This window comes from Brevibacterium casei CIP 102111 (assembly GCF_900169275.1).
Classification (GTDB): domain Bacteria; phylum Actinomycetota; class Actinomycetes; order Actinomycetales; family Brevibacteriaceae; genus Brevibacterium; species Brevibacterium casei.
Genome location: NZ_FXZC01000006.1, coordinates 167,826 through 193,141, shown reverse-complemented (window position 1 = coordinate 193,141; position 25,316 = coordinate 167,826). Strand labels below are relative to the sequence as shown.

The window sequence follows — 25,316 nt, the reverse complement described above, 5'->3', positions numbered from 1 at the left end:
TTCAGACCAAAGCCATCTCAGCTGCGCACTCCTGGATCGCATCAGAGTTGGCTGTCGGGTTGACCTGCCACTTCGGAGGGAAGAATGGTGCCGAGAGTGGACCTTCCGGGGCGAACTGCTGCTTGATCCGAGTCCGGTTTCCGACACCTTGACGAGTCGGATGCGCCACACGCGCGTACTTATCTGTCTCGCAGAAGAGATTCTGACAGTCGATCAACTTCAGTGGACGCCCGAACAGATCCTGAAAGTCCAGATCCAGGGCTGCCAACTGCTCCTGCTGAGTCTCAACCATCCAACGGATGATGTCTTCCGATTGCAGAGGGCCAGTATCCGGGAAACACTTCGCGATGCCGCTACGCGCACCCGGACCCGCGACCACGAAATCATTCTCGTCGAAATCGATGAGCGTGGAGTAGTTCAGGTCGATCGTCAACTGATAGGAAAGGAATGGCCCCAGAGACGGGTATGAACTGATCAGCTCGTACACCGCCTTCAACGAACTCGCACGTGCCAGCTTGGCGCTTAGACCGTCCCGCATCATGTGCTCCACCAAGAGCAGATGGTTCCGGTGCTTCCTCACGGCGCCAAACGGTGGTGGCGGAACTATGTACGCCGCCGAGTAGACACGTTGGCCCCGCGCAAGCATGTGGTCCAAGCTCGCTGCATAGTCTTCGCTGCTGAAGGAATCCCAGGTCACCCTGCCTTTGACTGCTTCCAGCGCCGCCCATGTGGAGGGCTTGTTGAAGAACCGATATACGAGGGTTCTTAGAAGAACGTCCTCTGGCTTCTGCGGCCCGTTGTAGATCACGCGGATCAGATCCTGCGACACGCGGTCAGCGGCACGGTAGGCATTGGTGAACCGGTAGCGGGATATGACCTCATCGTTCGTCCATGGGGCGGGGAGTCCAGTCAGCCGTGCGTGATAGACGCGTTGGCGCTCAGTAGCGAAGGTCCAGTAACTCCGAAGGACTTCCGACGACGTAACAGTGTGGGACCCAATTCGAACTGCGCTCATACTGGCCTCTCATCATCCATCGTCGTAGCCACACTCTCATGGTGCTCTTCAAGTTCCTGTCGTCGCCGCGCGCCCGCGAAGAGGCCTCGACGAGTGATCGATCGTCCTGCTGGAAGCGGGCAGCCTGAACCACGCAGCGAGGACCTGCGCAATAGACCCCGCGCGTTCCGACGCTCGGGCGCAACCTGATGGCGCACGCGCGTCACGACGCAACCTGCATGACGTTGCGCTGCATGACTGACATCACGCCGAGCGCGACATCACGATGGTCCGGGGCGATGCCGTCGGCGACCTGCTCTAGGCGCGTCGCATAGAGCGGGGCAAGATCGTTGATCAGATCCTCTCCTTTGGCGGTAGCGCGCAACCCAAGGGAGCGTCGATCAGCGGGATCGCTGATCCGCTTGATCAGTGCGAGTCTCTCCAAGCCATCCATAAGTCCGGTAACAGTCGCACGGGTCACTACAAGCCGGTCTGCCAACTGCGCGGGCGTGACCCCTGGCGCATCACTCACCGCCATCAGCGCTGCCAACCGGCCCTCCGACAGCTCGTGTCGAGACAGCAGCTCTGCGCACGCCGCGTCGACCACCCTTGCGGTTGTTAGCAGCGCCATCACCAAACGCATCGGTTCCGCACTGCCGATCCGCGTCAGCATCAACTCGCGCTTAGCGCCCACTGGCTCACTCATTAGGCAACATACTATCAGGCGGCTAATCCTCGAAGTGCAAGAGGTGTGGCAGCTCTGAAAGAGGGGCCCGATCAGAGGCAGGGGTGGCCTCGGTCAGACGGTCGGGAGCGGTCGAGCCCTCGTCGTGTTGTAGACGGCGTGTCGGCGACGGTGCGCGAGTTCGTGCACCTGGCAGGTGATCAGCCCGGTGAAAAAGCTCCGCGAGGGGTTCAGGTCCGGGGTCACCGAACTGCCGGAGCTCTCATGCACGACCACATCCCCTCAATGGGGCGTCCTCTGCGGGTCGGGTCGCTGTTCTCTGGATACGGCGGTCTCGACCTCGCCGTCGAGCACGTCTTCAACGCCGAGACCGTTTGGTTCTCCGAGATCAACGAACCCATCGCCCGAGTCTTCTCCCACCACTGGCCCGAGGCGCCGAACCTCGGTGACATCACCACCATCGACTGGAACACGGTGCCGCCGGTGGACATCCTCTGTGGCGGGTTCCCGTGTCAGGACGTCTCGACCGTGGGCAAGCAGGCCGGCCTCGCGCCCGGCACCCGATCTGGACTCTGGTCGCACATGGCAGCGGCAATCGAGGCACTGCAACCGAAGTTCGTGGTGATCGAAAACGTCCGCGGGCTGCTGTCGGCACCCGCTGTGCGCCCCAGCCCGGAAGGAGCAACCGATGCCCAACAAAACCCCGACACCGCAACCCCCAGAGACGATGCAACCGCAACCGTTCGCGACCTGGAACCCGACCCGTGGGGTCTGGGAGACGAGTCAGGCCGATCTCTCCGGGCGTTTGGCGCCGTGGCGGGCGACTTGGCCGACCTGCGGCGCGATGCGCGATGGATCGGCTTACCGGCTTCCGAAGTTGGCGCACCTCACCAGCGGTTCCGCGTCTTCGTCCTCGCGCAAGGCCCTGTTCAGGACGCCGTTGGCCTCAGACTCCTCCCGCGGCGGGGAGAGCCTGGAACAGGTGCGAGCCCGTCAGGGCACGATCGCGCTGTCCCATCAGATCATCGATCTCGCCTTGCACGGACCGCATGGCTCACCGACGCAGGACGACGAGTCAGAGACGCTGTGGCCCCTGATCGAGGACATCTTCATCGCTGGGGACGCTACGCCGCAGCCATCGCTCGATGGCAACACATCACCGCACGACCTGCCCCGGCCCCCGCGCTCCTGAACCATGCGAAGGGACCCCGACCTGCCCCGGAGTTTGTGGAGTGGCTCATGGGACTTGAAGCCGAATGGGTCACCGAACCCGCGTATGGCCTGACCGACAATCAGCAGCTCACGATCCTCGGTAACGGCGTCCTTCCACTTCAGGCCGCGTGTGCGCTCCAAGCATTGTTGAATATGTGAGGTGGTTGAGTAGGACTGTGCGTGTCCGGGTGGGCGCTTTCCGCAGGCGGTAGCGCTATCCGGAGCACCGGGTGGTCGACTGCAGCATGGACGGACTATCGTCGGAACAGCCGGGAAAGCAGGGTACCTGTTGCGGGTTTCGCCTCCTCTTGTTCGTGGCCAGAGCACCATTGGCCGCTAGGCACGGTGCGTTTGACATCCGCGATGTGCTGGCCGCAGCCAGCCCAGGTGGTCTTGCCGCAGGTCCTGCATTTGACGGGTCGGCACATGATTTACCTTCTTTCTCGGTTGACTCGTCTAGGCGTGACGCTCGGGCGGCGCCGGTTCATCTCAGCCGCGATCCCACCGCCCGCGACGATCCTCGTCATCGCCCAGGACCTGACGCGTCATTGCTCTCGGAGACGATCGAAGCCCGGACCTTGTCCATGTCCAGGTTGCGGATGCGGGCGATGACCTCATCGAGCTGGGCGGCTCGGAGTGCGCCTGGTTGGGAGAAGACCAGGATGCCGTCTCGGAATCCCATCAGGGTCGGGATGGAGGTGATCTGGGCGGCGGCGGCCAGGGAGGTTTGGGCTTCGGTGTCGACCTTGGCGAACAGGATGTCGGTGTGCTCGGCCGAGGCGGCTTCGAAGATGGGGGCGAAACTGCGGCACGGGCCGCACCAGGCCGCCCAGAAGTCGATCAGGACGATGGGGTGATCGTCGATGGCGGTCGAGAATGCGTCTTCGGTGAGGTCGATGGTGCTCATAGGTACGGGCTCCGGTCTGTGTTCTGTGTTCGGCGTTGGAAGGTCAGCTCAGGGTGGGTTTCCCGAGCCGGAAGGGGCAGTTGATCGTGGTGAACCGGCAGACCAGGAACGCGGTCGTGACCAGCACGGCCAGGGCGGCGACCACCGTGGTCCCGACCGGTGGCAGTTCGATCCCGAGCACCAGGGCGCCGGCGAGCAGCACGAAGACACCGAAGCCCTTCTGCAGAGTCCCGGCCGGGATGCGCCCGGACAGCTTCGCACCGACAAGGGCTCCGACGACCGCGATCGCTGTGACCGCGGCGACGACGGGCCAGTCCAGGGTGACTGTGGTGAGGTAGCCGGCGAGTCCGGCGAAGGACTTCATCGCGATCACGAGCAGGGAGGTCCCGACGGCTACCGGCATGCTGAGCCCGCCCAGCAGCACCAGGGCCGGGACGATCAGGAAGCCACCGCCGGCCCCGACGACACCGGTGATCAGTCCCACCACGACGCCATCGACCACGGTCCGCACCAGCGGCAGACGGTGACCCCCGTCAGGTGCGGCGTTTTCGGTGGCCGACGGGGTGTCGCCGCGTGCGGGTCGTTTGAGGATCATCGCGGTAGCGGTGGCGATCATCATGAGTGCGAACGCGATCATCAGCACCGTGCCCGGTAGCTGGCCACCGAGGAGTCCTCCGGCGAAGGCGCCGATCATGCCCGCGGCGCCGAAGATCAGCCCGGTGCGCCAGCGGACCCGGCGTCCGCGGGCGTGGACGACGAGGCTGGCGATGGAGGTGACGCCGACGACCAGCAGTGAGGCGGCTATGGCCTCTTTCGGTGGCATGCCGGCGACGTAGGTGAGCAGCGGGACGGTGAGGATCGACCCCCCGCCTCCGAGCGTTCCCAGGGCAAGCCCTACCAGCGCGGCGAGCACGAGCGTGAGGATCAGTGCCCCGCTCATCCTTGTCCACCCCACCCGGTGACCTGTCGGCGGGTCGATGCGTGAGCGCGGACCCGGTTCACAGCTGCTGGGGCGCGACCGGGATGGAGCTGATCGCGTTCTGGGCGGTGGGGCTGGCCTTGACCTTGTTCCACGGCATCCTGGACAGGACTTGCCCCATCAGGCATGAGTCGGTGAGTGCGGCGACGACGAGTCCGGCGCTGATCGCGTACGCGACGAACCGTGCACCGGGCCACACGAACTCGGCCAGCAGCAGACCGGCCAGCACGATCAGCCCCGCGGTGAACCGCACTTGCCGTTCGATACTCCATCGGGCCGTGCCGTGCACGACCTGCCCTCCCGCGGCTTCGAACGCGGGGACACCGCCGGTGAGCACGGTCGCGGTCTGCACGCCGATCCCGGCCAGTCGCTGCTGGGCCTGGGTGGCGCGGTTACCTGTCTGACACACCAGCACCGCGCGGTGCCCGAGTCGGTCGGCCAGGTCTGCAGCGTGCTCGGTCAGCAACGGTAACGGCACGTTGTAGGAGCCGTGGATGTGCATGGTCTCGAACTCGGCAGGCGAGCGGACATCGATGATGGTCAGGTCTTCGTGCAGCTCGGACCACTGGGCGAGTTCCTCAGCAGAGATCGTCTTCAGGGCAGCGGAGTGATCGTCCATGAGCAGGGGTTTCCTTTCGGATCGGAGACGGTGCCAGACGCCCGAGAAGCGGCGGCTCGGCACACCGGCGGCGCCGGTCGGGATGGCTGGTGCGCGAGCGCGTTCCCATAAGGAGACGGCGCGCGGAGATCGGGTGGGGTGTCGGTCAGGAACGGGCGGGCTCGGCCTGGATCTGCCGCCAGGCGTTCCAGGCGTTGTAGCTGCCGTCCAGCTCCACGACGTCGTGACCGGCTCGCCGCAGCGCGCTGGCGGCGACCGTGTTGCGCATCCCGGACTGGCAGTAGGTCACGATCGTCCCCGAACCGGGAAGCTCGTCCTGATGCCACAGCACGCGGGCGGCGCTGAGCTGGGTCGCGCCGGGGATGTGACCATCGGCGTACTCACCGCGCTGGCGCACGTCCAGCAGCAGCGCGGCATCGAAACCCTCCAGATCGGCGGGGTCCAGGAGCGGCGGCACGAAATGGGGCAGCCCCTCGATCGTGGTGACGTAGCCGGCGATCTGGTCGATCCCCACCCGCAGCAGCCGGTCCGCGAACCACTGCGCCGCGTCCTGGTCGTCGGCCAGGACCACCATCGGGCGGGAGTCGGTCTCTGGGTCGTAGGCCCAGGCGGCGTAGGTGGCGGACTTGGGGCCGTCGGGGATGTTCAGCGAGCCCGCGACCGTGCCCTCGTGGGCGCGGGCGGGTGGGCGGGTGTCGACGAAGGTGATCTCGTCACGCTCCAGCCGTGCGGCCACGTCCTCGATCGCCAGCTCCGCAATGGGAGTGCGCTCTCCGAGGACGGTGGGACCCTCGCGGTTCTGCTTCTTCATCCGGGCGAAGTAGGCGTGCGCGTCGGGCTGACCGTCCAGCAGCTCGTCGATGAACCCCTGCTCGTCATCGGCCGCGAGGTGCCGGCTCCACCAGGCGTTGGTCCGCTCGTACCCGACCGTGGTCGACGGCAGCGCGCCGAGCGCCTTGCCGCAGGCGCTGCCCGCACCGTGACCGGGATAGACCTGCACGTGATCAGGCAGCGTCAAGAACACCTCCCGCAGACTGGCGAACAACTGCCGGGCGCCCTCAAACCGGGTATCCACGCCACCGGCGGCCTCATCCAGCAGATCGGGGCGGCCCAGGTCGCCGGCGAACACGAAGTCGCCGGAGATCAGGTAGCCCGGCTCGTCGGCGAAGGCGCCGTCGGTGACCAGGAACACCAGGTGCTCCGGGGTGTGACCGGGTGTGTGACGTGCCTGGATCGTGATGTTGCCGATCGAGATCGTGTCGGTGTCATGGAGGCGTTGGGCCTCGAAGCCGTACTGCCAGTCAGTTCCGCCCTCCCCGGAGACGTAGACCTCCGCGCCCGTGGCGGCGGCCAGCTCTCGGGTGCCGGAGAGGTAGTCGGCGTGGATGTGAGTCTCGGTCACTGCGACGATCCGCATGCCGTGCTTGGCCGCGAGCGCCTGGTACTCCGCGATATCGCGACGGGCATCGATCACCACAGCCTCACTCCTGGCTTGGCAGCCGATGAAGTAGCCGGCCTGCGCCAGGTCCTCGTCATAGATGCGTTCAAGCAGCACAGTCATTTCCTTCCTCTACACGTGATAAGAAATACCCCTGGGGGTATTTCTACGCTCTCATACCCCTGGGGGTATCTGCAAGTTCGGCTAGCCGACAGGCCGGCGGAGCAAGAGTGCGGATCGACCCGCGCCTGCACCGGCGCTGCGGAGGGTGGAGGCCGCCAGCAGTGCCAGGGCAAGGAGAGTTCCAGTGACGATGGAGCCTTGGATGGACGGGGCGAGCGCCACTGCGGCGGTGGTGCCATCGCGCAGCTCGACGTCGGCGATCATGAGTCCTGGTTCGTCGACAGGCAGCGAGTCGATGGTGGTGCCATCTGGGGCGAACACCTGGCTCGTGCCGGTGGTGGAGAGGTTGATGACGCTGCGTCCGGTCTCGATTGCGCGCATTCGGGCGAAGGCGAGTTGTTGCAGGTTCTCGTCGGTGCCGCGGAAGTCGGCGTTGTTGGTCTGGAACATGTAGACCTGGGCGCCGTCGTGGGCGCCCTCCCAGATCACCTCGTCGAAGGCGACGTCGAAGCAGATCGCCAGGCCTACGGAGGCATCTGCGATCGGGATGACGGGGCTGTCGGTCCCTGCGGTGTATTCGCGTTGCAGCAGTTCGACGAGGCTGGGCGCGATCGTAGCGTAGAAGGACCGGTGGGGCACGTACTCTCCGAAGGGGACCGGGTTGCGTTTGGAGTGCGAGGCAGTAGGGCCGTCCTGGGTCCAGAGGAAGGAGGTGTTGTAGACGCCGTCGTGCTGGGCTGATGCGGCGTTCATGAGGATCGGGGCGTCATAGCGACTGGCCGCCTCGCTCAGTGTCTGCGCGGTCTGCGGGTCGGCGTTGGGGTCGCTGTCGACGCCGCCTTCTGGCCACAGCACCAGATCGACCTGGTTGCTCTCCAAGGGGGCGGAGGCGGTGAGCTGGGAGGCGGTCACGGCGCCGGGTGCGTGCTGGTCGGCGTAGGCCGCTGGACCGTCGCCTTGGACTGCGCCGACGCGGATCGACCCGGCGGGTGTGGTGGTGAACTGCGGCGTGATCGCCAGCAAGATCATGAAGGCCGCACCGGGCACAAACGCCGCCCACCGAGACGGACTGCGCCAGGCGTAGCGTGCGGCTTCGACGGTGGTGGCACACAGGGCCACCATGAGGAACCCGAGTCCCGTGACACCCACCCACGAGGCGACCGGCGCGATCGGGCTTTCGGACTGGCTCATGCCGAGCCGACCCCAGGGAAAGCCGCCATAGGGCCAGGACCCAAGAACGAGTTCTCGTGACATCCACACCCCAGCGACCAGCGCGGGAAGTAGCATCAGCCTGGTCACCAGGGAGTCGCGCCATCGGGGCAGCCAGCGGTAGGCAAGCGTGATGAGCGGCGACAAGGCCGCCATCATCACCGTCTGCGCGCTGGCGAGCGCGATCCACGGCACCCACGACCACGGGTGGTCGCCGAGGAATGCGCCCGCCCATGACACATGGGGGAAGAAGAACGCGGCACCGAATGCCGCGCCTACTGCGAACGAGCCGAGCAGGCCACGGCCAACGTGGACCATCAGACCGAGCGCGACGGCCACGAATGCGAACGGCCACCACCCCAGTGAAGGGAAGGATGCGTCCAGGGCGAGGCCGCCAGCCAGTGCTATTGGAATCGCCGCCCACAACGGGAGCAGCGCCCTCCCAGTGTCGGCCCGCCGAGCTGGTGCCGAGCAAACCGCCCGCCGGTGGCCAGCCGCTAGCTGGTCCGGTCGCACGGCAAGGCTAGAGGCAGCAGGCTGGTCACTCACGAGCTGTCCCGACGATTTCGGCCCTGTGTTGCGCGGGCGGTTCGGCGGTCGCGAGCGCGTCGATCACGATGCCAGGCCGAGGTTTTTGATGTCACGGCGCCGATTGATCATCGGTGTCGGGTGGTTCTGGGATGGTCGCGATCAGATGGTCTCGTCCGTGCAGCAGCAGGCCCGCACCATCGATGGTGAGGTGCGAGGGGACCAGGATCGGCCCTTCGCCCGCCGGGTCATACGCCTCGGCCACGGCTCCTGTGACGACGTTGTGGACTCTGACTGTGCCTTGCTCGCGCAGGTACACGAACACGCCACCTACTGCCTCGATCCTCGTGCCGGGTGTCGCGGCGAGTTGCCACAACAGCTCATGCGCCGGGTCGTAGGCGTGCAGGCCTTCTTGATCGAGGACGACGAGGGTGCCGGTGGTGGGGTCAAGGCCCGCATCCTGAGTCGTGTCACTGATGACGATACCTTCGTCGATGTCTAGCAACGCACCTGTGTCGTTGGATGTGGTCAGCAGGACCATGCCGTCCTCCGGCGCGAGCGCCAGTGGCGCGCTACTTGCGAATGAGTCCCAGCCATGCTCACTCAGCGGTATACGCCACAGCTCCTCGTCCTTGTTCGCGTCGCGCGCGAAGAGGGCTTCAGAGTCGGCGAGCAGGACGATGCCGTGATACTCGCCGATGACACGCTCTTGGGGATCGTCGGACTCCGTGGCGGCGACCCCCCCGGTCGAGGGGCTGAGGGCGACGCGGGGACCGCCCTCTCCCATGTATTCCGGTGGTGGTGCGGCGAAGACCAGACCGGGACCGTGGTGAGGGCCGGGAACCTCCACTGGGCCCCAGACGTGCTCCCCGCTGTTCAGGTCATAGGCGGTGGCGGTGGTCCCCGCCAGGGCGTCACTGGTGGTCTCGGTGTCGGTCAGCACTGCCAGTGCTCGACCTTGGTCATCGGTGGTCACGGCGAACCCGGTGCAGCTGGCGGGGCGTTGCGCCGCCCACAGGACCTCGCCGTGCACACTGACCGCAGTGAACTCCAGCAACCCCTCACGTTCTCCTGCGGCGAGGTACACACCATCGGCGTACTTGGGCTCGGTGGCCCAGTCGGGGTCCAGCACCTCCAGCCCCTCCAGCGAGGTCGGCAACCGCATCTGGGAGACATCGACTTGCGGTAGCGGGTCCTCGAACGCGTAGGGGTCACGTTCTGGTTCGGGCTCCCCGAAGCCGCAGGCGCTGAGCATCATGACAGTCGTGGTGAGCAGGGCCACGATGGACGCGGGTCGAGATCGTCGGCTCATCGCTGCTGTTCACCCGGTGTAGGGGTGGCCTGCTCGGCTGCTGCCGCCGCACGATCAGCGGCTCTGCGTCGTTGCCGCCCAGCCCATAGCAGCAGGATGAGCGCCGTCAGGGCGAGCACGGCCAGGATGTCCAGCAGGGGGTTGGCCAGCACAGCGGTGCGTTCTTGGAGCCAGGCCTGGGCATCGAGTGGGAGCAGCTCGGGGGCGCCAACAAGTCCATTGGTACTCCAGAAAACCACTCCCACGCTCATGATCAACAGGCCAGTGATCACGGAGGTGGTATGAAGTTGACGGCCGAGAACGGTGAAAGCACGACCGCGCAGCAGGCGCCGTCCACGGGTCCCGAGTTGCCGCCACAGTGCCGCGATCAGCAGCAGTGGCATCACCATCCCAGCTCCATAGAGAGCCAGCAACAGTGCGGCGCCGAGGGTGTCGCCGCGCGCTGCGGCCAACGTCAGCACGGCACCGAGGATCGGGCCGGCGCAGAATCCCGCGATGCCGCTGGCTGAGCCCAACAGCACGGTCTTGACGAGCCCGGTCTTGGATGCGGCGCGCGCGTGCAGGTCTGGGCCGGGCAGTAGACGGGCGGGGTCGAAGCCGAAGCCGAGCGCCTGAGCGGCGCCGAGCATGATCAGGACGATCGAGGCGATGAGCACGATCGCTTGTCGATGTGTCACGAAGAGCGACCCGAGCGCGCCCGCTCCGACACCCAGTGGTACCAGCACCACGAGCAGTCCGAGATAGAACACGCCACCATGCAGGAGTAGCCGGGGTCCAGTGCCGACGGTCGAGGCGAAGAATGCCGGCATCAATAGCGCAGCGCAGGGGGTGAGCAACGCCAAGGTGCCACCGAGGAAGGCGGCGAGGAGTCCGATATCCATGCCGGCTTACTCTGCTGCGCTCAGTGCGTCGTCGAAGGCGTCCACAAATACTTGGGAGGGCTGGGCACCGACGATCGGCTGGCCGCCGAGGATGAATGCTGGGGTGGAGTAGGCACCGATATCGAGGCCGAGTTGTTGGTTGTCGGCGATCTGCTGCGCGGTCTGCTCCGAGGCGAGGTCGGCGGTGAACTGATCGGTGTCCAGGCCCAGTTCGTCGGCGAGGGCGATCAGCGCATCCTCGCTCAGATCGCCCTCGGAGCGGGTGTCGCCGCCGGCGAACAGTTCGTCGTGGTACTCCCAGAACGCGCCCTGCTCAGCGGCCGCGTAAGAGGCGCGCGCAGCGCGTTCTGAGGCGGGTCCGAAGACATTGACGTCACGCCACTCGATCCGCAGGTCGCCGGCCTCGACGTGCTCCGTCATCAGCGGCATCGTCTCCTCGCTCCACTTTGCGCAGAACGGGCACTGGTAGTCGGAGAAGACCACCACCACCACCGGAGCGTCGACCGGCCCGATAGCGAGCAGGTCGCTTTCATCACGCCGCTCGGCCTCGGAGAAGTCTGGCTGAGCCGGCCCATCCACCTCCGTCGGCGCCCCTTCACCCGAGGGGTCCAGCTCACCGGTGGCGCCGGTGTCGCCGTCCCGGTTCATCGCGAGGATCAGTGCGACCAGGATCGCTGCCACGGCGACGACAGCCACCGGTAGCAGCCACGCTGGCCTCGACGAACGGGGGGATTCAGCAGGCATTTGGCACTCCTCGGGTCGCGGACAGGCCGCACTCGTTGCGAACGTTCTTGCTCTACTATCTCAGATAGTCGACTATGAATCATAGTAGACCCGTGGCAGAATGGCCTTCATGGCCTCTCCTGCACGAACCTCACAGTCCAAGACGGTCCAGAGCCTCGCGTTGGCCGCACAGGCACTACGCACCTGGACGGCAAGGCAGGTGATGGCGGCGGTGCTCGCCGCGGTGGTGGTCGGAGTCGTGATTGGGATCGCCACGGTGCTGATTCCCAACCCGGTGTTCGGGCGCGACATCCCACCGGTGTGGTGGAACTACCCGGTGTGGCTGCTCACCTCTGCTCTGTCCGGCATGTTGGTGGCCACCTACGTCCGAGCTGGCGGCCCGGAGGCCGCGGACCGTTCTGATGGCGTGGAGGGGTCCGGGCCGGAGGATGAGGTGCTTGCGCGACGGACGAGCCGGATGGGCATGGCCGGGGGAATTCTGGCGTGGTTCGCGGTCGGATGCCCGGTCTGCAACAAGCTCGCACTGCTGGCGTTGGGCTACTCGGGGGCGATCACCTGGTTCACCCCGGTCCAGCCCTTCCTCGCCCTGGGAGCCATGATCCTGACCGCGGTGGCGTTGGTGTGGCGACTGCGGGGCCAGGTCGCGTGCCCGGTCAAGCCTGACACGATGGTAGGTCAGAGGTGACGAACTCCCAGGGGCAACCACCAGACCTGCTGCGGCTGGGCGCTTTGGAGGCTCAGGTCATGGATGTGCTCTGGGATCACGGGCCCGTCACGATCCGCGAGGTCATCGACCATCTAGCATCTGACCCGGCCTACACCACGATCGCGACCGTGCTGACCAACCTCGACCGCAAGCATCTGGTCACCATCACTCGCGAGAACCGGTCAACGTCGTATTCGGCCCGGATGAGTCGGCATGAGCACGCCGCGACACTGATGGAGCAGGTGCTGGCCTCCAGCCGCGACCGGGCCGCGTCCATCCTGCAGTTCGTGGACTCGATGCCCGAGAGTGACCTCGCTCTGCTGCGCGACTACCTGACACAACGCGGAGAGCAGGGTGGACCATGAGTCCGGCCCTGCTGACCCTTGGTCTTGGACTGGGCCTGATCGCCTTCGCAGTATTCGGTCCGTGGCTGCTGCGTCACGCTGCGCCCGCCCTCATGCGGGTACCACGCCTGGCGATCGCAGTCATCGGCGGCGGCATCCTGGTGTGGCTGGGGACCCTGCTGTCGATCGGACCAGTGCTGGCCTGGTTCGGGTCCGGCCCGGCACTGTTGCCAGAAAGGGCCGCGGCGGTATGTCAGCGATGCCTGGCTGCTGCCAATCCCTTCGATGTGGGCGAGGTTGAGACGGCCATCCCCGCGATACTGCTGCTTGCCATCCCAGCTCTCCTGATCCTTGCCCTCCTGGTCGGCGTTTCCGCGCAACTCATGCGAAGGGCGCGACGGGCGCGCAACGCGGCACGGCTCGTCCTACGTGACGCACATCGACGTCAACTCCACGGATTCGCCGTGTCGGTCGTCGATGCCCGGGAAACATTCGCGCTCACATTCCCTCATCGTCACGGCGGCATCATCGTCTCGACCGGTGCCCTGGACGCTCTGGATCACGATGAACTCCTGGCGGTGCTGGCCCACGAGCACGCACACCTGCGTCAACGGCATCACCTCATCTCCGCGATCATTTCGAGCCTCGCGGCGTTCCTGCGATGGGTGCCGGTCGTGAGAGCCGCAGCAGATGCGCTCCCGCACTACCTGGAAATCGCCGCAGACAACGAGGCCCGCCGCCACGCCGGCACTCCCGCGCTGGTCAGCGCCCTGATCAAGCTTGGAGAACGTGCCGCCCCCGCAGTAGCAGAACACGCGTGCGCCCAAGCACTGCACGCTGCCGGCCCAGAACGAATCCGCCAGCTCGTACGACCCACAGGTGGCCTCGCCGGAGCAGCGCCCACGGTCATGATCACCGCCTACCTGGTAGTGCTGGGAGTCGCGAGCGCCGCTGTGCACCTGCCCTACGCGTCCGCGGCCCTCACTGGCTGCTGAGGTCTGCACCGAGCTGAAAGGACGGAGACAGTGGCCATGGCCCACCAAACCAGCAAAGAGGTCATCCTGCACGCATCTGACGAAGCTGGTGATGTCCAGCGCGCAATCGAGGCCGCCAACACCCTCCGAGCAACCGATCCCGAGCTTGAGGCGCGGATCATCGTCACCGGTCCGGCGCTCTCTGGCCTGACAGGACACGACGGCCTGGAGATCCCCGAGGGGGTGCAGGTCGAGGCGTGCAGGATCGGAATGGGACGCAGGGGCATCGCCGAACAGGAACTGCGGCCCTCGGTGCAGACCACACCCTCGGCGGTCGTCACGATCGTCCAGGCGCAGTCCGCAGGGGCAGCCTACGTACGTATCTGAGTCGCGCTTCTTGTCAGACTCAGCGCTGCCTCTGCAACAGGAGCACCCCGTCGAGGAGTTCCGCCTCCTCACCTGCCGGCCCGGTGGCGATGCGAGACCGAGTCTCCGCCACGGTCACCCGCCACTCGCCCTCCGGCAGACTCATCTCGGCAAAGTCCTGGTCTGGTCCGATGAAGCGATGGCCAGGATGCTGGTCGACATCGAACCACGGCGGCGGAGCCGCGTGCGAGACAACCAGCAGGTGACCGCCCGTGCGTACATAGGCAGCGATTCGTCGAAGAATCAACGAGCGGGGTAGTTCGACCGGTGAGTGCAGGAAACTAGCTGTTGCGGGGTCGGACGTTGATGACACTCCGGTAGGGGTGGGGTAGCGGGAGGGCAGGCCCTTCGCGGCGAGGATGTGTAGCACCAAGCGACTCATCCGTGTCGAGCCAGCGAAAGGACCTGCCCTCGTGTCTCACCGTAATGCCCCGTTGTCTCCTGAAGGTCGCAGGCGTCTGGTGCAGCGCTGCCAGGACCGCCCGATCGCGCATGTGGCCGCTCAGATGGGGATCTCCCGAGCGTGCGCCTCCAAGTGGGTCAACCGCTACCGCCGCTTCGGTGAGCTCGGTCTGCTCGATCGGTCCTCCACGCCCCACGCGAGCCCGAGGGCGACACCGGCGCAGGTGATCGCCACGATCGAGGCCTGGCGGCGAGAGCGCAAGTGGTCAGCATCGCGAATCACCCACGAGCTGGCCGCCCAGGGCGTGGTGATCAACCGCCGCACAGTGAGCAGGCACCTGACCCGCCTCGGACTGGGCCGGCGCCGGTTCATCGACCCCAGCGGTGAGTCCAACCGGGCACCGGGCAAGATCACCGCCCGCTGGCCCGGACACATGGCCCACCTGGATGTGAAGAAGGTCGGCCGGATCCCCGATGGTGGCGGGTGGCGCGTCCATGGCCGCGACAGCGACCAGCACCGAGCCGTCAGCCGCGCGAAGGATGCCGGGGCGAAGACCGGTTATGTCTACCTGCACTCGATCATCGACGGGTTCTCCCGGCTCGCCTACACCGAGCCGTTGGCCGATGAGAAGGGCAACACCGCCGCCGCGTTCCTAGCCCGGGCGAAGGTCTGGTTCGCCGCCCACGGCATCACCCACATCCACCGCGTGATCACCGACAACGGTGCCTGCTACCGCTCAAACGACTTCGCCCGCATCATCGGCAACCGCACCCGGCACAAGTTCACCCGGCCCTACACGCCCCGTCACAACGGCAAGGCCGAGCGCTACCAACGGATCATGGCCGAGGAAGTCCTCTACGCCCACGAATACGCCAGCGAGGACGAACGATCAGCAGCGCTCCAGACCTGGAACATCCACTACAACTACCATCGACCCCACAGCGCCGCGGGCGGCCAACCACCCGCGACCCGACTCAAGACCAGCGTCACCAACCTCCGGCCCTCCTACAACTAGCGACCACCAAGTCGTAGGAGCCCCCATCTGGTTCCCAGTCCGCCAAGTTCACCCGTAGGAACCGCGTGACCTCGTCGAGGCTCCTGCTTTGAGCCTCAGCCCGGGCGCGCTCTACCGCTGTGGCGGATACATCCACGCCGGTGACATTCCACCCGTGAGCAGCGAGCCAGATCGCATCGGCACCTTCACCACATCCCAGGTCCAGCGCACGTCCTGCAGACAGCCCAGTCGTCTCGGCCACCAGAGCAGAGTTCGGCTCGCCGGACCATATGCGATCACCCTGACGGTACCGCTCCTCCCAGAACTGCTGGGCAGAACACATGGGCTGTTCTCGGTGCATAGAGTGCCTCATCTTTCGACCTCCCTGGTCTTTGCTCGACACACTGTCTGATCGCATATCCAGGCCTATGACGCTCAGGCCAAAGTGAGAAAGAGCTTCTCCAGCTCTTCGGTCGTGATGTTCTCGTCGCGATTTGATCCGTCGGGATCGGCGATGCAGTCCTTCATCGCAGTCGAGATGATGGCGAACCCGGCACGATCCAGCGCTGAGGAAACGGCGGCGAGCTGGGTCACAACTTCTCGGCATGACCCGCCTGTCTCAGCGGCAGCGATCACGGCGTCGAGTTGACCGCGAGCGCGACGCAGCCGGTTGAGGATGCGACGTTGGGCTTCGATATCGCTGGTGGCCATGAGGGCTCCTGTTCTCTGCCGATGACCTCTGCTAGGCGAGCCTGAGTCATCGGTAGGGGTTCGACGTTCGTCACCTACTATACCCCTAGGGGTATCGAAACTTCCTCGCGCTGCTCGTGCCGGAAGTTGGGCACGGCCACTCAACCCGCCGAAGCCCTCCCGCGACAGCCGGGCCCGCCACATCGACAGAACGACTATGCAGCATAGTCGACTATCGGCGATAGTAGATGTATGCCAGTTCCACGTGCGTCCTCGCCCGGCCCTGTCGGCCGCGCTCGTCGAGTTGCGACCTACGGACCAACGAGTGACGAGGGCGCCCAACATGTCGCTGACCTACCAAGATGACCAAGAGCAAGCCTCGCGAGCACTCCCGTGCGATTACCGGCCGATCGTCGCGCGGAAGAGCACCCTCCTTCGCACTACCCCGCCGGTAGCCTACGACTGCGTGAAGTTCATCTTCGTCCGGCATGGGTCGACCATCCTGCTCAGCGAGTTCGGAGAACGGCCGGCGACGGTGGGCGATGTCATCACCTTGGGTGCGAACACGTTGTGCGGTAACGAGCCCGAGGGGTCGGTGACCGTCACGACGCTGTCCCTGGATCGGGACTACGTGATCGACCAGATTTTCTGGCAGCACGTGGCGTTCCTGACGGATCGGTTTGAGGCGCAGGACTACGCCGCTGAGCTATACACCGAGCCTGCGCAGATATTGCCGCTTGGGGAAGCTCGGCTCGCACGGGTCTCGCCCTGGATAGACGAGTTGACGTCCCTGAGTGCGGATGGCCATTCGCCAGAGGATTTCTACCGCGTGCAGGCGCTGCTGTTCGCTGTGCTGGACATCGTGGCTCCGCTAATCCGTACCACGCCGACTCGTCGCACCCAGACCCAAAGGCGCGCGGCGCGGCCCGGCCTGCCGCGTCATCGCTGCTTCGAACCCGTGCGAGCTGAGGCGCGAGAAGCCGCTCAACTGCTCCGCGAAGCACCCTCTCTACGCTGGACTTTGAAAGGTCTCGCGCAAGCAGTACATCTCTCGCCGTCACAACTGAGCAGGGTTTTCGTGGAGGCGTATGGCAAGACGCCTCGTGCGTACCTGACGATGCTGCGCGCCGAACACCTTGCGCGGCTGCTCCGGGAAACTGAGCTGAGCATCGAGCAGGCGAGCCGAGAGGTCGGGTGGGCGAGCCGAAACCACGCAGCACGCCTGTTTCGTGAGTGTGTAGGGGTGACGCCAAGTCGATACCGACTGCGCCAGCAGGCGATCGCGTAGCTAGGCGCCCGATCTACTCATCGCCGGGCTCGATCTGAGCATCATGGCCGACTCCGACTTCCCTCGCGCAGACGAGGCCGGTAAGCCGAAACAGACACGTCGGGTTCACTGCGGTTCCTGACTGTTGTCGCCATCGTCTCACCCCTGACGGTGGGACTCCCGACGTACCTGATGGTCGTCGAGCACGGAACTGCTCGACGGACACCGGTTCCGGGAGGACGTCGATGGCAACAACACGCGAGGAAGCACGAGCGGCCCGCGAGGCGAAGCTCGAAGACTTGCACGCAGCACTAAGTTCTGCGGTCGAACACCTCGTCTCCGGGGAGGACTGGGTTCGGGCGCTCGCGTTCGCGGCACGGTTTCGGGCCAGATCGTTCTCCAACACCCTGCTGATCTGGGAACAGCACCAAGCGGCTCACGAAGCCGGCCTCGCGCCCGAGCCATTCCCGTCGTATGTGGCCGGCTATCGGCAGTGGCAGGGCCTGGGTAGGCAGGTACAGAAGGGTCAGCCGGGGTATCAGATTCTTGCCCCGGTCACCGGACGCTTCGCCACCGCCACACCCCAGGATGCGGAGTCGTGGCGGCGCCTGGGCAAGGGCGAGAAACCGCGGGTCGGTGAAGTCGTGCGCACGCGGATGGTCGGCGTCCGCCCCGCCTACGTGTGGGACGCGAGCCAGACCGCGGGCGATCCGATCCCCGAACCGCCCGCGCCGAAGCTGCTGGAAGGCGAGGCGGCGGCCGGTCTCTGGGACGGTCTAGCCACCCAGGTCGAGGCGGCGGGCTTCTCGGTGGTGCGGGTGCCGCACGAGGGGATGATCCACGGCGCCAACGGGCTCACCGACTACACGGCGAACACGGTCGCGGTGCGGGAGAATATGGACCCCGCCGCGCAGGTCAAGACCCTGGCCCACGAACTCGGCCACGTCCTGCTGCATGGTCCCGATGCGGAGGAGGCCCGTCAGCATCGCGGGATCGGGGAAGTCGAAGCCGAATCGGTGGCGCTGATGGTCGGTGCCGCTAACGGGATGGACACCTCCGGTTACACGATCCCGTACGTCTCGACCTGGGCGGCACGGGTGGATGGCAAGGAGCCGGTGGAGGTGGTCAAGGCCACCGGGGAGCGGGTCCGCAAGACGGCCCTGGCCATCCTGGGTCAGCTCGACACCGCCCAGGTCGCCGACGGCAACCCACCAGGTCTGGACCGTGAGGAACCCCAGCACAGCAAGCCGCAGCGCAGTGAGCCGGCGCACGAACGCACCACGTCCAGGCGGCCCGCGGCATCTGTACCTGAGCCGGCGGCGCGACCCACAACAGCATCCGTGGCGCCGGTAGAGCTGGGGCTGTAATGGTCGCCCCGGATGTCCTGACCGGTGTCCTGGCCCAGGTCTCGGATGCGCGGCCTCTGTCGGTGGCGGCGCGACAGTTCGCCGATGCGGGGGTGCCGGTGTTCCCGTGCGTGCCGGGCGGCAAGCGCCCGTTGACTGAGCACGGTTTCCATGACGCCACTACCGACCTCGACCAGATCGCGGCGTGGTGGCGTCAGCATCCGGAGGCGAACATCGCCGTTCCTACCGGCGCGGCGTCTGGGGTCGTGGTGGTGGATATCGATGTCCACGGCCCGGTCAACGGATTCGACGCGTTCCGACGCGCGCAGGAGGCAAGCCTGGTGGACGGCTGGCAGCTCCTGGTGTCAACACCCTCGGGTGGGATGCACGCCTACTACCCAGCCACACCGGGAACTGAGCAGCGCTCCTGGCAGGCAGCCCGAGCCGGGGTCGACTTCCGTGGCGAGGGCGGCTACATCATCACCCCACCCTCCACCATCAACAGTGGAGAGCGAGGCTGCGTCTCCTATCGAGTACGCCGGATGCACACCGGCCGGGCCGCGGGGTTGGTTTCGGTGCGGTTACGGGACTTCCTCGACCCTCACCCCTCACCGGCACCGAGACCCGCCGGGCAGCAGATGGACATCAGTGCCGAACGACTGGCCGCCTGGGTCGCTGGACGACCTGAGGGTGAGCGGAATAGTGGCTTGTTCTGGGCGGCGTGCCGCCTGGCCGAGAACAACACCCCGCCCGCCTACGCCTACGCCGCCCTCGGCCCGGCGGCCGAGCACGCAGGGCTCACTATGCGGGAGGTGTCGGCGACGATCCGTTCGGCCTACCGCATCACCCAACCAGCACCGCGGTCCTCCGCCGGACATCCATCTGAGGAGCCGCGTCGTGTGCCAGAGCATGCAGCGGGGCGGGTGCTGTCATGACGGTGACAAGCACTCGGGTGGTGCGGCGTCGCGGTGGGCGCCTCGCTGTGATCACCGCGGTGGCCGGGACTGTGTTGATCGCGCTCGGTGCGTTCTGGCTGAGCTTTACGGCGCTGGCTGATCTGGCCCGTCGTTCGGGTATCGAGGAGGGTCAGGCGTGGGCGTGGCCGCTGATCGTGGACGGCATCATCGTCGTGGCCACCGTCTCCGTCGTGGCCCTCGCGGGCCAGAAGTCAGCTTGGTATCCGTGGGCGCTGCTGGCGGCAGGCGCGATTGTGTCAGTCACCGCCAACGCCCTGCACGCGGTGGTAGCAGCAGATGCCGACGTACCCGGCGTGTTGGCCGCCAGTGTGGCGGCGGTGCCCCCGCTGGTGCTGCTGGCGATCACCCACCTGACCGTCATCCTCACCCGACCACTCTCAGAAGCCGACGAGCCTCAATCGCTCGCCGGGAACAAGGGCAAGCCACGCGGCCAGCACGAGGATGAGCCCGAGCCCCCGACCGTGGCCCGTGAGCTGGCAACTTTGGAGCCGGTTGAGCCGGATCGGCGTGAGATCGCTGCCGAGCTGCGCGGGCAGGGCTGGTCGAACAAGCGCATCGCGCGCCATCTCCGCGTGCATCCCTCCACGGTGGGCCGCTGGTTCACGGCCGCACACCTTGCCAACAACACAACCGTCGAGGAGGCGAAGAACCCATGACCACAAACACGAACACCAACATGGACCAGGCTCGGCACCAGCGCGAGCAGCGGCGGCTGGGTGCCGAGCCGAAGAACGAGCGCACCACCCCGGACCCTATGGAGAAGACGCAGACACCGGATGCGGTGCGTGCTGCGAGGGTCGCCCCCGGTGACAAGAGCAGGACGACGACTCAGCACATGGCTCGCAGAGCACCGGGCGTGGACTGGGTGCGTCCCACCGACCTCATGGTCCGCCAGTCGGCGACCCTCGCGGGTCGGGGCATCGAGTTCGAGGTTGAACTCGCCCGCCGCACCCGGAGGCTTTCCGGGCAGGCCACGCGGGCGACCAGCCGAGGTATTGGCATAGCCGGGCGAGCGGTGAGTGAGCGGGCGCGCCGGCTCCCGGATGTCTCGGAGTTCGGCCGTGGGAGTCGACCGGGCTCGTGGGTGAGCCGTTCAGGGATCGGTCTGGGGTGACCTGGGATGCGTAGCCCCAGCACGAAGTCGCCGCAGACGGCTGCTGGGGCACGCACGCGCACCTGTCTGCCAGGAGGTGCCTCAACCATGACCACTACAACTCACACCACCCCACACGCTCCTGACGGCGAGAGCGGAAAGGACTTCACCACCAGCAAGGGACTTCGCGCCCTGCTGGTCCTGCTCCACGACGCCGGACCGGGAGCGTGGACCCGCAACCCGGCTGCTGCGGAGCTGATGGCCTACGCAGCCGAGAAGTACGAACCACTCGCGCGCAAGCACGGGTTGGACCCGTGGGAGGCCGCATCGGCCGCGTTCGATGTGATGCGCACTCGCGCCGCCCGTGAGGCGCATGACCCGTGGGCGGTGATCACTCATGCTGTACGGATCACCTGCATCTTCGAAGAGCGCGCCCAAGGCCTGCTCTGCTCGGTCCACCAGGCCCGCCGCCCACATGTCTCGGCGTTCCACGACCCGGAGCGGTTCTCCGACCGCGAGAACCCCCTGACCGATTACCACCCGGCCTTCCACATCACCGACCCCCACAGCCACGACGACAACACGGACGCAGAGACGGACGCTGCCGTTGCGGGCTCCGACGGTGGTGGGCGCGGGTCGGACCAGGCGTGCATGTCTGCCGGGTCGGCGGCCGAGGACGCCATCGCGCTGTTCACGCTGCTGGGCTGGGACCCCGCCACTGCGAGGGCCGGGGTGGAGCATGTCTGCGTGGCGCTGACCAAGACCGGCACCCGCCAGACCGCCTACGAGAGCCTGCGCCGCGACAAGCACGCCCGCGCCCTGCTCGACATCCCACGCCGCTCCTGGACCACGCTGCTACGTGCACTGCTGGGCAACCCGCACCCGGCCTACGCCACCACGAGCGCCGGCCGGGGTGTGCTGCTGCGGCTGCTGATCGGCGAAACCCTGCCGGTGCTGCTGCGCGATGACGACCTCATTCTGACCATCTCGCTGGCCGCACCCGGCAACCGCAACACTCGCGGGGGTGAGGAGTCGTGAGCGCGCCGGCGGGCTACATCGAGCTGGAACGCACCGTTGAGTCCATCCACGTCGGGCGCCGGCACCGCACCGAGCTGGGTGATATCGACGAACTGGCCGCCTCGATCGACCGCGAAGGGCTGTTGCAGCCGATCACGATCACCCCTGAAGGAGTGCTGGTGTGCGGGGCCAGGAGGTTGGCCGCGATCAAGAAGCTCAGCTGGCGCAAGGTCAACGTCTGGGTCCGCTCCGGCGTCTCTGACCGCCTCGGACATCTCCTGGCTGAGCAGGACGACAACGCGCTGCACAAGCCGCTGACCCAGACCGAGGCCGCCGGCTTGTACCGAGAGCTGAAGGCGCTGATGGCCGAGGACGCCGCCCGCCGTGAGCAGGCGACCCGGTTCAGTTCCGATAACCAGCCTGGTGCTGACGGGCGTGCAAAATTTGCACCCCCGTCGCTTGGACCGACTGGCAGGACACGCGAGCAGGCGGCAGCGATGATCCCTGGCGGTGCCTCGCATACGACCTTGGAGAAGATCGGCTACCTCCAGAAGATCGCCGAGGACCCCGCCCAACCCGCCGAACTACGCGCGCAGGTGAGCACGGAGCTGGAGCGAATCGACGGCGGTGCGGCCGTGCATCCGATCTTTGAGGCGATCCGCGACGCGGCCGAGACCGCCAGGGACGACCGGGAGGCTGACCTGCACCGGCTCGCTACTGACGCTCTGGCCCGCGCCAAGCAGATGAAGACTGCCAAGCGCACGCCGCGCCCGAGGCAGGTGACCGATGACGACGGTGAGCCTGCCCGGTATCCGGTGCGGGCGTTCGTGCTCACCTGGGGAGAACTCGTTGACTGGTGGACCCATTACGACGTCGAACACCTCGCCGCGGAACTGACCGATGAGCAGATCGCCTCGTTCCTGACCACAGCCGAGGGCACCAGTAAGTTCGCCGAGGAACTGCGCGCCGCCTGCGAAGAACTCACCGACGACGGCGAGCCCGACCTGGCACGTCCGCACCTGCGCGCCCTCTAGCCACCTCTATTATCCCGCGCTTGCTCAGGTGGCGATGGTGCACCTGGTGGGTATGAAGACTCCCGATCTTTCTGAGCCCCGCACTCGCCGCCGCCTGATCGCTGCCGGTGCTGGCGCGTTGATCCTGCTGATCCTGATCGGCATCGGCATCTATGGTCTGATCACCGGACCACCCGACCAGAGCCAGGACGACGACGGGCCGTCCGATCCGGTGGTGACCGCGCCAGGCGACCCGGTACCGGCCACGCCACCGCGACTTCCAGTCGTGCGCGCCTCGGCCGATCCGGAGACCTTCGCCCGCAACGTCGCCACCGCGCTGTTCAAATGGGACACCGGCTCAGGGTTCATGCCACTCGACTACACCAGCGTGATCCTCGATGTCGGCGACCCCACCGGCCAAGAGCAGGCAGGGCTGGCCTCCGATGTCGCCGCCTACCTCCCGAATCGGCAGGCGTGGATCGAGTTGCGTCAGTACGCCACCGCACAGCACCTGACCATCGAGAACATCTATGTCCCTGAGGCGTGGGACACCGCGCTGGAACAAGCACAGCCGGACCAGCTCCCCGAAGGTGCGGTGGCGTACACCATCGAGGGCACGCGCCACCGAAACGGGCTCTGGAACGACGAACAGGTCACCAGCGTGCACCCGGTGGCGTTCACCGTGTTCATCGCCTGCCCACCAGAGCAGACCTGTCATCTCCTGCGGTTGTCCCAGCTCGACAACCCCCTCACGTGAGGCCGGGGGTGTGACTGGTGAAGAAGGCATTGCTCGTTCTCCTCGCCGCTGCCGTGATGCTCGGCCCCTCGGTGGTGTTCCTTTCGGTCGGGGTGTTGTTGAATCCGGCCTCCCGCGCTGAAGCCACCGTCTGCGCGCCCGGGGACGCCGAGCTGGATGTCGAGGAGGTCCCGGACTCGTTGACGGCTACTACGCGTAACGGCGAGACGATCACGTTGGTGCGGTTCCAGTTGGAGCACGCGGCCACCATCATCGAGATCGGCTCCGAGACCGAGGGGATCGATGACCGAGGCGTGCTGATCGCGCTGATGGCCGCGCTCACCGAATCGGGTCTGCGGCAACTGGCCAACAGCACCGCCTACCCGGACTCGATCCTGTGGCCCAACGACGGTGACGGCTCCGACCACGACTCCCTCGGGTTGTTTCAGATGCGCCCAGAGATGGGCTGGGGCACCGTCTCTCAACTCATGCGTCCCGACTACCAGGCCCGCGCTTTCTACGGCGGACCAGAGGGCCCTAACCACCCCGATCCACCGGGCCTGCTGGACATCGACGGTTGGCGGGACATGGACCCCGGCGAGGCCGCCCAGGCCGTCGAACGCTCCGCGCACCCCGACCGGTATCAGAACTATCGACCGGTCGCCGAGACCATCCTGACCACCCTCACCGGCACACCACCCACCGGAACAGGCGATGACGACAGCTCGGTGCCGGAGACCAACCGGGTCGTCTTCCCGCTGCCAGAGGGCACCTGGGTCAAGACCTCCGACTGGGGCTGGCGCTCCGACCCCTTCACCGGTGAGCGGTCCTTCCACGCTGGTACGGACTGGGCCGCCCCCGACGGCACGGCGTTGTTCGCGTTGGCCGATGGGCGGGTGGTCTCGGCCTCCTACACCGAGGCCCGCGGCGGGGTCATCGTCCTGGAACACACCGTGGCCGGGCAGGTAGTGACGAGCACGTACGTGCACATGTGGGAGACAGGTATCCACGTCACCGACGGGCAGACGGTGCGCGCCGGTCAGCACATCGGCGATGTTGGCTCCTCCGGCCGCTCCACCGGCCCGCACCTGCATCTGGAGATCCGCCCCGGCGGACAGGACGCTGAGACCGTCGACGCCGAGCAATGGCTGCTCGACCAGGATGCCGAGGGCATCACTGGCGGTGACCAGACCACCCCACCAGGGCCCGGCTGCACGCCCAAGTACGGCGAGGCAGACGCTCCCGAACCGTTCACCGGCGATGACCCCGACGCCCTGGTGGACGACCCCACCAGCAATGGGCAGATCACCGCACGGACTGCTCACATCCTCGACCAAGTCCAAACAGCCTTCCCGGACTCGCACTGGGTCTGCTACTCACCCCGGCCCGGGCAAGCATCCGATCACCCCCTCGGTCGGGCCTGTGATGGGACCTTCGGCAACGCCATCGGCGAAGCCGCCACCGGCGACGCGCTCGAACTCGGCTGGGCCGTGACCAACTGGCTCCAAGAACACGCCGACATTCTCGGGATCGACTACCTGATCTGGCAGGGACAAATCTGGTCCGCTGGTCGCGCCGACGAAGGATGGCGCGACTACGACGGCGGCGGCATGCACGACGCAGAGTCGATTACTGGCGGTCACTACGACCATGTCCATCTCTCGGCCGTCGAGTAATGTCCGAAGTTGCATCTAATGTA

The 25,316-nt window shown here is 66.4% G+C and carries 29 protein-coding genes; 15 read left to right on the top strand and 14 right to left on the bottom strand.

Annotation, left to right across the window (positions count from 1 at the left end; genetic code table 11):
• Position 1 precedes the first annotated feature (1 nt).
• Both BC102111_RS14415 and BC102111_RS14410 read right to left on the bottom strand, forming a co-directional pair.
• Positions 2-1,015: a nucleotide kinase domain-containing protein gene (locus BC102111_RS14415; RefSeq protein WP_101624697.1), complete on the bottom strand. Its 1,014-nt coding sequence runs from the start codon at positions 1,013-1,015 to the stop codon at positions 2-4.
• Between the two features lie 202 nt (positions 1,016-1,217).
• Complete coding sequence (locus tag BC102111_RS14410) at positions 1,218-1,700, bottom strand: MarR family winged helix-turn-helix transcriptional regulator (RefSeq protein ID WP_101624696.1); 483 nt, start codon at positions 1,698-1,700, stop codon at positions 1,218-1,220.
• A gap of 243 nt (positions 1,701-1,943) precedes the next feature.
• Between BC102111_RS14410 and BC102111_RS14405 the strand changes: the two genes are divergently transcribed.
• Positions 1,944-3,050 carry a DNA cytosine methyltransferase gene (locus tag BC102111_RS14405; RefSeq protein WP_197907863.1) on the top strand — a complete coding sequence of 369 codons (1,107 nt, stop codon included), beginning with the start codon at positions 1,944-1,946 and terminating at the stop codon, positions 3,048-3,050.
• 95 nt (positions 3,051-3,145) lie between these two features.
• On the opposite strand, the gene BC102111_RS18275 is transcribed toward BC102111_RS14405, so the two are convergent.
• The 9 genes from BC102111_RS18275 to BC102111_RS14365 all read right to left on the bottom strand — a co-directional run bounded on the left by BC102111_RS18275 (position 3,146) and on the right by BC102111_RS14365 (position 11,631).
• Entirely contained in the window at positions 3,146-3,319 is a 174-nt protein-coding gene (locus BC102111_RS18275; protein WP_505542362.1) for a DUF8730 family Cys-rich protein, read from the bottom strand.
• Positions 3,320-3,414: 95 nt separating this feature from the next.
• Entirely contained in the window at positions 3,415-3,798 is a 384-nt protein-coding gene (locus BC102111_RS14400; protein WP_101624694.1) for a thioredoxin family protein, read from the bottom strand.
• A 43-nt stretch (positions 3,799-3,841) separates the two neighbouring features.
• The gene (locus tag BC102111_RS14395; protein ID WP_101624693.1) at positions 3,842-4,738 is read right to left on the bottom strand and encodes a sulfite exporter TauE/SafE family protein; all 897 of its coding nucleotides are present in this window, start codon (positions 4,736-4,738) and stop codon (positions 3,842-3,844) included.
• A 58-nt stretch (positions 4,739-4,796) separates the two neighbouring features.
• Complete coding sequence (locus BC102111_RS14390; protein ID WP_101624692.1) at positions 4,797-5,396, bottom strand: rhodanese-like domain-containing protein; 600 nt, start codon at positions 5,394-5,396, stop codon at positions 4,797-4,799.
• A gap of 145 nt (positions 5,397-5,541) precedes the next feature.
• Entirely contained in the window at positions 5,542-6,951 is a 1,410-nt protein-coding gene (locus BC102111_RS14385; RefSeq protein ID WP_101624745.1) for an MBL fold metallo-hydrolase, read from the bottom strand.
• Positions 6,952-7,038: 87 nt separating this feature from the next.
• Positions 7,039-8,682, bottom strand: a complete 1,644-nt coding sequence (lnt, locus tag BC102111_RS14380) for an apolipoprotein N-acyltransferase (RefSeq protein ID WP_373270484.1) — start codon at positions 8,680-8,682, stop codon at positions 7,039-7,041.
• A gap of 124 nt (positions 8,683-8,806) precedes the next feature.
• On the bottom strand, positions 8,807-9,976 hold the full coding sequence (locus BC102111_RS14375; protein WP_101624690.1) for a hypothetical protein: 1,170 nt from the start codon (positions 9,974-9,976) through the stop codon (positions 8,807-8,809).
• A gap of 26 nt (positions 9,977-10,002) precedes the next feature.
• Complete coding sequence (locus BC102111_RS14370; RefSeq protein ID WP_101624689.1) at positions 10,003-10,887, bottom strand: cytochrome c biogenesis CcdA family protein; 885 nt, start codon at positions 10,885-10,887, stop codon at positions 10,003-10,005.
• Positions 10,888-10,893: 6 nt separating this feature from the next.
• Positions 10,894-11,631, bottom strand: a complete 738-nt coding sequence (locus tag BC102111_RS14365) for a DsbA family protein (RefSeq protein WP_101624688.1) — start codon at positions 11,629-11,631, stop codon at positions 10,894-10,896.
• A 109-nt stretch (positions 11,632-11,740) separates the two neighbouring features.
• Here BC102111_RS14365 and BC102111_RS14360 point away from each other — a divergent pair, with 109 nt between their 5' ends.
• The 4 genes from BC102111_RS14360 to BC102111_RS14345 are packed head-to-tail and all read left to right on the top strand — an operon-like array spanning position 11,741 to position 14,042.
• Positions 11,741-12,316: a hypothetical protein gene (locus tag BC102111_RS14360; RefSeq protein ID WP_101624744.1), complete on the top strand. Its 576-nt coding sequence runs from the start codon at positions 11,741-11,743 to the stop codon at positions 12,314-12,316.
• A complete protein-coding gene (locus BC102111_RS14355) occupies positions 12,313-12,702 on the top strand; it encodes a BlaI/MecI/CopY family transcriptional regulator (protein ID WP_232252484.1) in 390 nt (129 codons plus the stop codon). Before BC102111_RS14360 ends, BC102111_RS14355 begins: the two co-directional genes overlap by 4 nt.
• Positions 12,699-13,676, top strand: coding sequence for a M56 family metallopeptidase (locus BC102111_RS14350; RefSeq protein ID WP_101624687.1), 978 nt, complete (start codon positions 12,699-12,701; stop codon positions 13,674-13,676). Before BC102111_RS14355 ends, BC102111_RS14350 begins: the two co-directional genes overlap by 4 nt.
• A gap of 30 nt (positions 13,677-13,706) precedes the next feature.
• The gene (locus BC102111_RS14345; protein WP_101624686.1) at positions 13,707-14,042 is read left to right on the top strand and encodes a DsrE family protein; all 336 of its coding nucleotides are present in this window, start codon (positions 13,707-13,709) and stop codon (positions 14,040-14,042) included.
• Between the two features lie 19 nt (positions 14,043-14,061).
• Here BC102111_RS14345 and BC102111_RS18060 read toward each other — a convergent pair whose 3' ends face one another.
• Positions 14,062-14,187, bottom strand: coding sequence for a hypothetical protein (locus BC102111_RS18060; RefSeq protein WP_257957745.1), 126 nt, complete (start codon positions 14,185-14,187; stop codon positions 14,062-14,064).
• 307 nt (positions 14,188-14,494) lie between these two features.
• Here BC102111_RS18060 and BC102111_RS14340 point away from each other — a divergent pair, with 307 nt between their 5' ends.
• Positions 14,495-15,499 carry an IS481 family transposase gene (locus tag BC102111_RS14340; RefSeq protein WP_101624685.1) on the top strand — a complete coding sequence of 335 codons (1,005 nt, stop codon included), beginning with the start codon at positions 14,495-14,497 and terminating at the stop codon, positions 15,497-15,499.
• Here the strand turns inward: BC102111_RS14340 and BC102111_RS14335 are convergent.
• Together BC102111_RS14335 and BC102111_RS14330 are read right to left on the bottom strand one after the other, a co-directional pair.
• Positions 15,471-15,821, bottom strand: a complete 351-nt coding sequence (locus BC102111_RS14335; RefSeq protein ID WP_101624742.1) for a class I SAM-dependent methyltransferase — start codon at positions 15,819-15,821, stop codon at positions 15,471-15,473. The genes BC102111_RS14340 and BC102111_RS14335 overlap by 29 nt on opposite strands.
• A 92-nt stretch (positions 15,822-15,913) precedes the next feature.
• On the bottom strand, positions 15,914-16,189 hold the full coding sequence (locus BC102111_RS14330; RefSeq protein WP_101624684.1) for a metal-sensitive transcriptional regulator: 276 nt from the start codon (positions 16,187-16,189) through the stop codon (positions 15,914-15,916).
• Positions 16,190-16,634: 445 nt separating this feature from the next.
• On the opposite strand from BC102111_RS14330, the gene BC102111_RS14325 reads away from it, so the two are divergent.
• The 9 genes from BC102111_RS14325 (at position 16,635) to BC102111_RS14285 (ending at position 25,293) form a co-directional block, all read left to right on the top strand.
• Positions 16,635-17,456 carry a helix-turn-helix transcriptional regulator gene (locus tag BC102111_RS14325; RefSeq protein WP_232252485.1) on the top strand — a complete coding sequence of 274 codons (822 nt, stop codon included), beginning with the start codon at positions 16,635-16,637 and terminating at the stop codon, positions 17,454-17,456.
• 224 nt (positions 17,457-17,680) lie between these two features.
• The gene (locus BC102111_RS14320; protein ID WP_101624682.1) at positions 17,681-18,802 is read left to right on the top strand and encodes an ArdC-like ssDNA-binding domain-containing protein; all 1,122 of its coding nucleotides are present in this window, start codon (positions 17,681-17,683) and stop codon (positions 18,800-18,802) included.
• A complete protein-coding gene (locus BC102111_RS14315) occupies positions 18,802-19,716 on the top strand; it encodes a bifunctional DNA primase/polymerase (protein ID WP_101624681.1) in 915 nt (304 codons plus the stop codon). Before BC102111_RS14320 ends, BC102111_RS14315 begins: the two co-directional genes overlap by 1 nt.
• On the top strand, positions 19,713-20,414 hold the full coding sequence (locus tag BC102111_RS14310) for a DUF2637 domain-containing protein (protein WP_180960653.1): 702 nt from the start codon (positions 19,713-19,715) through the stop codon (positions 20,412-20,414). The genes BC102111_RS14315 and BC102111_RS14310 overlap by 4 nt, the downstream gene beginning before the upstream one ends.
• Complete coding sequence (locus BC102111_RS14305; RefSeq protein ID WP_232252486.1) at positions 20,411-20,872, top strand: hypothetical protein; 462 nt, start codon at positions 20,411-20,413, stop codon at positions 20,870-20,872. Before BC102111_RS14310 ends, BC102111_RS14305 begins: the two co-directional genes overlap by 4 nt.
• Before the next feature lie 87 nt (positions 20,873-20,959).
• Positions 20,960-21,889: a hypothetical protein gene (locus BC102111_RS14300; protein ID WP_101624680.1), complete on the top strand. Its 930-nt coding sequence runs from the start codon at positions 20,960-20,962 to the stop codon at positions 21,887-21,889.
• Positions 21,886-22,902 (top strand): ParB N-terminal domain-containing protein, encoded by a 1,017-nt coding sequence (locus tag BC102111_RS14295; RefSeq protein ID WP_101624679.1) that lies wholly within the window; start codon positions 21,886-21,888, stop codon positions 22,900-22,902. The genes BC102111_RS14300 and BC102111_RS14295 overlap by 4 nt, the downstream gene beginning before the upstream one ends.
• Before the next feature lie 52 nt (positions 22,903-22,954).
• Entirely contained in the window at positions 22,955-23,638 is a 684-nt protein-coding gene (locus BC102111_RS14290; protein WP_101624739.1) for a hypothetical protein, read from the top strand.
• Between the two features lie 56 nt (positions 23,639-23,694).
• Complete coding sequence (locus BC102111_RS14285) at positions 23,695-25,293, top strand: M23 family metallopeptidase (protein WP_180960661.1); 1,599 nt, start codon at positions 23,695-23,697, stop codon at positions 25,291-25,293.
• Positions 25,294-25,316: the final 23 nt, after the last annotated feature.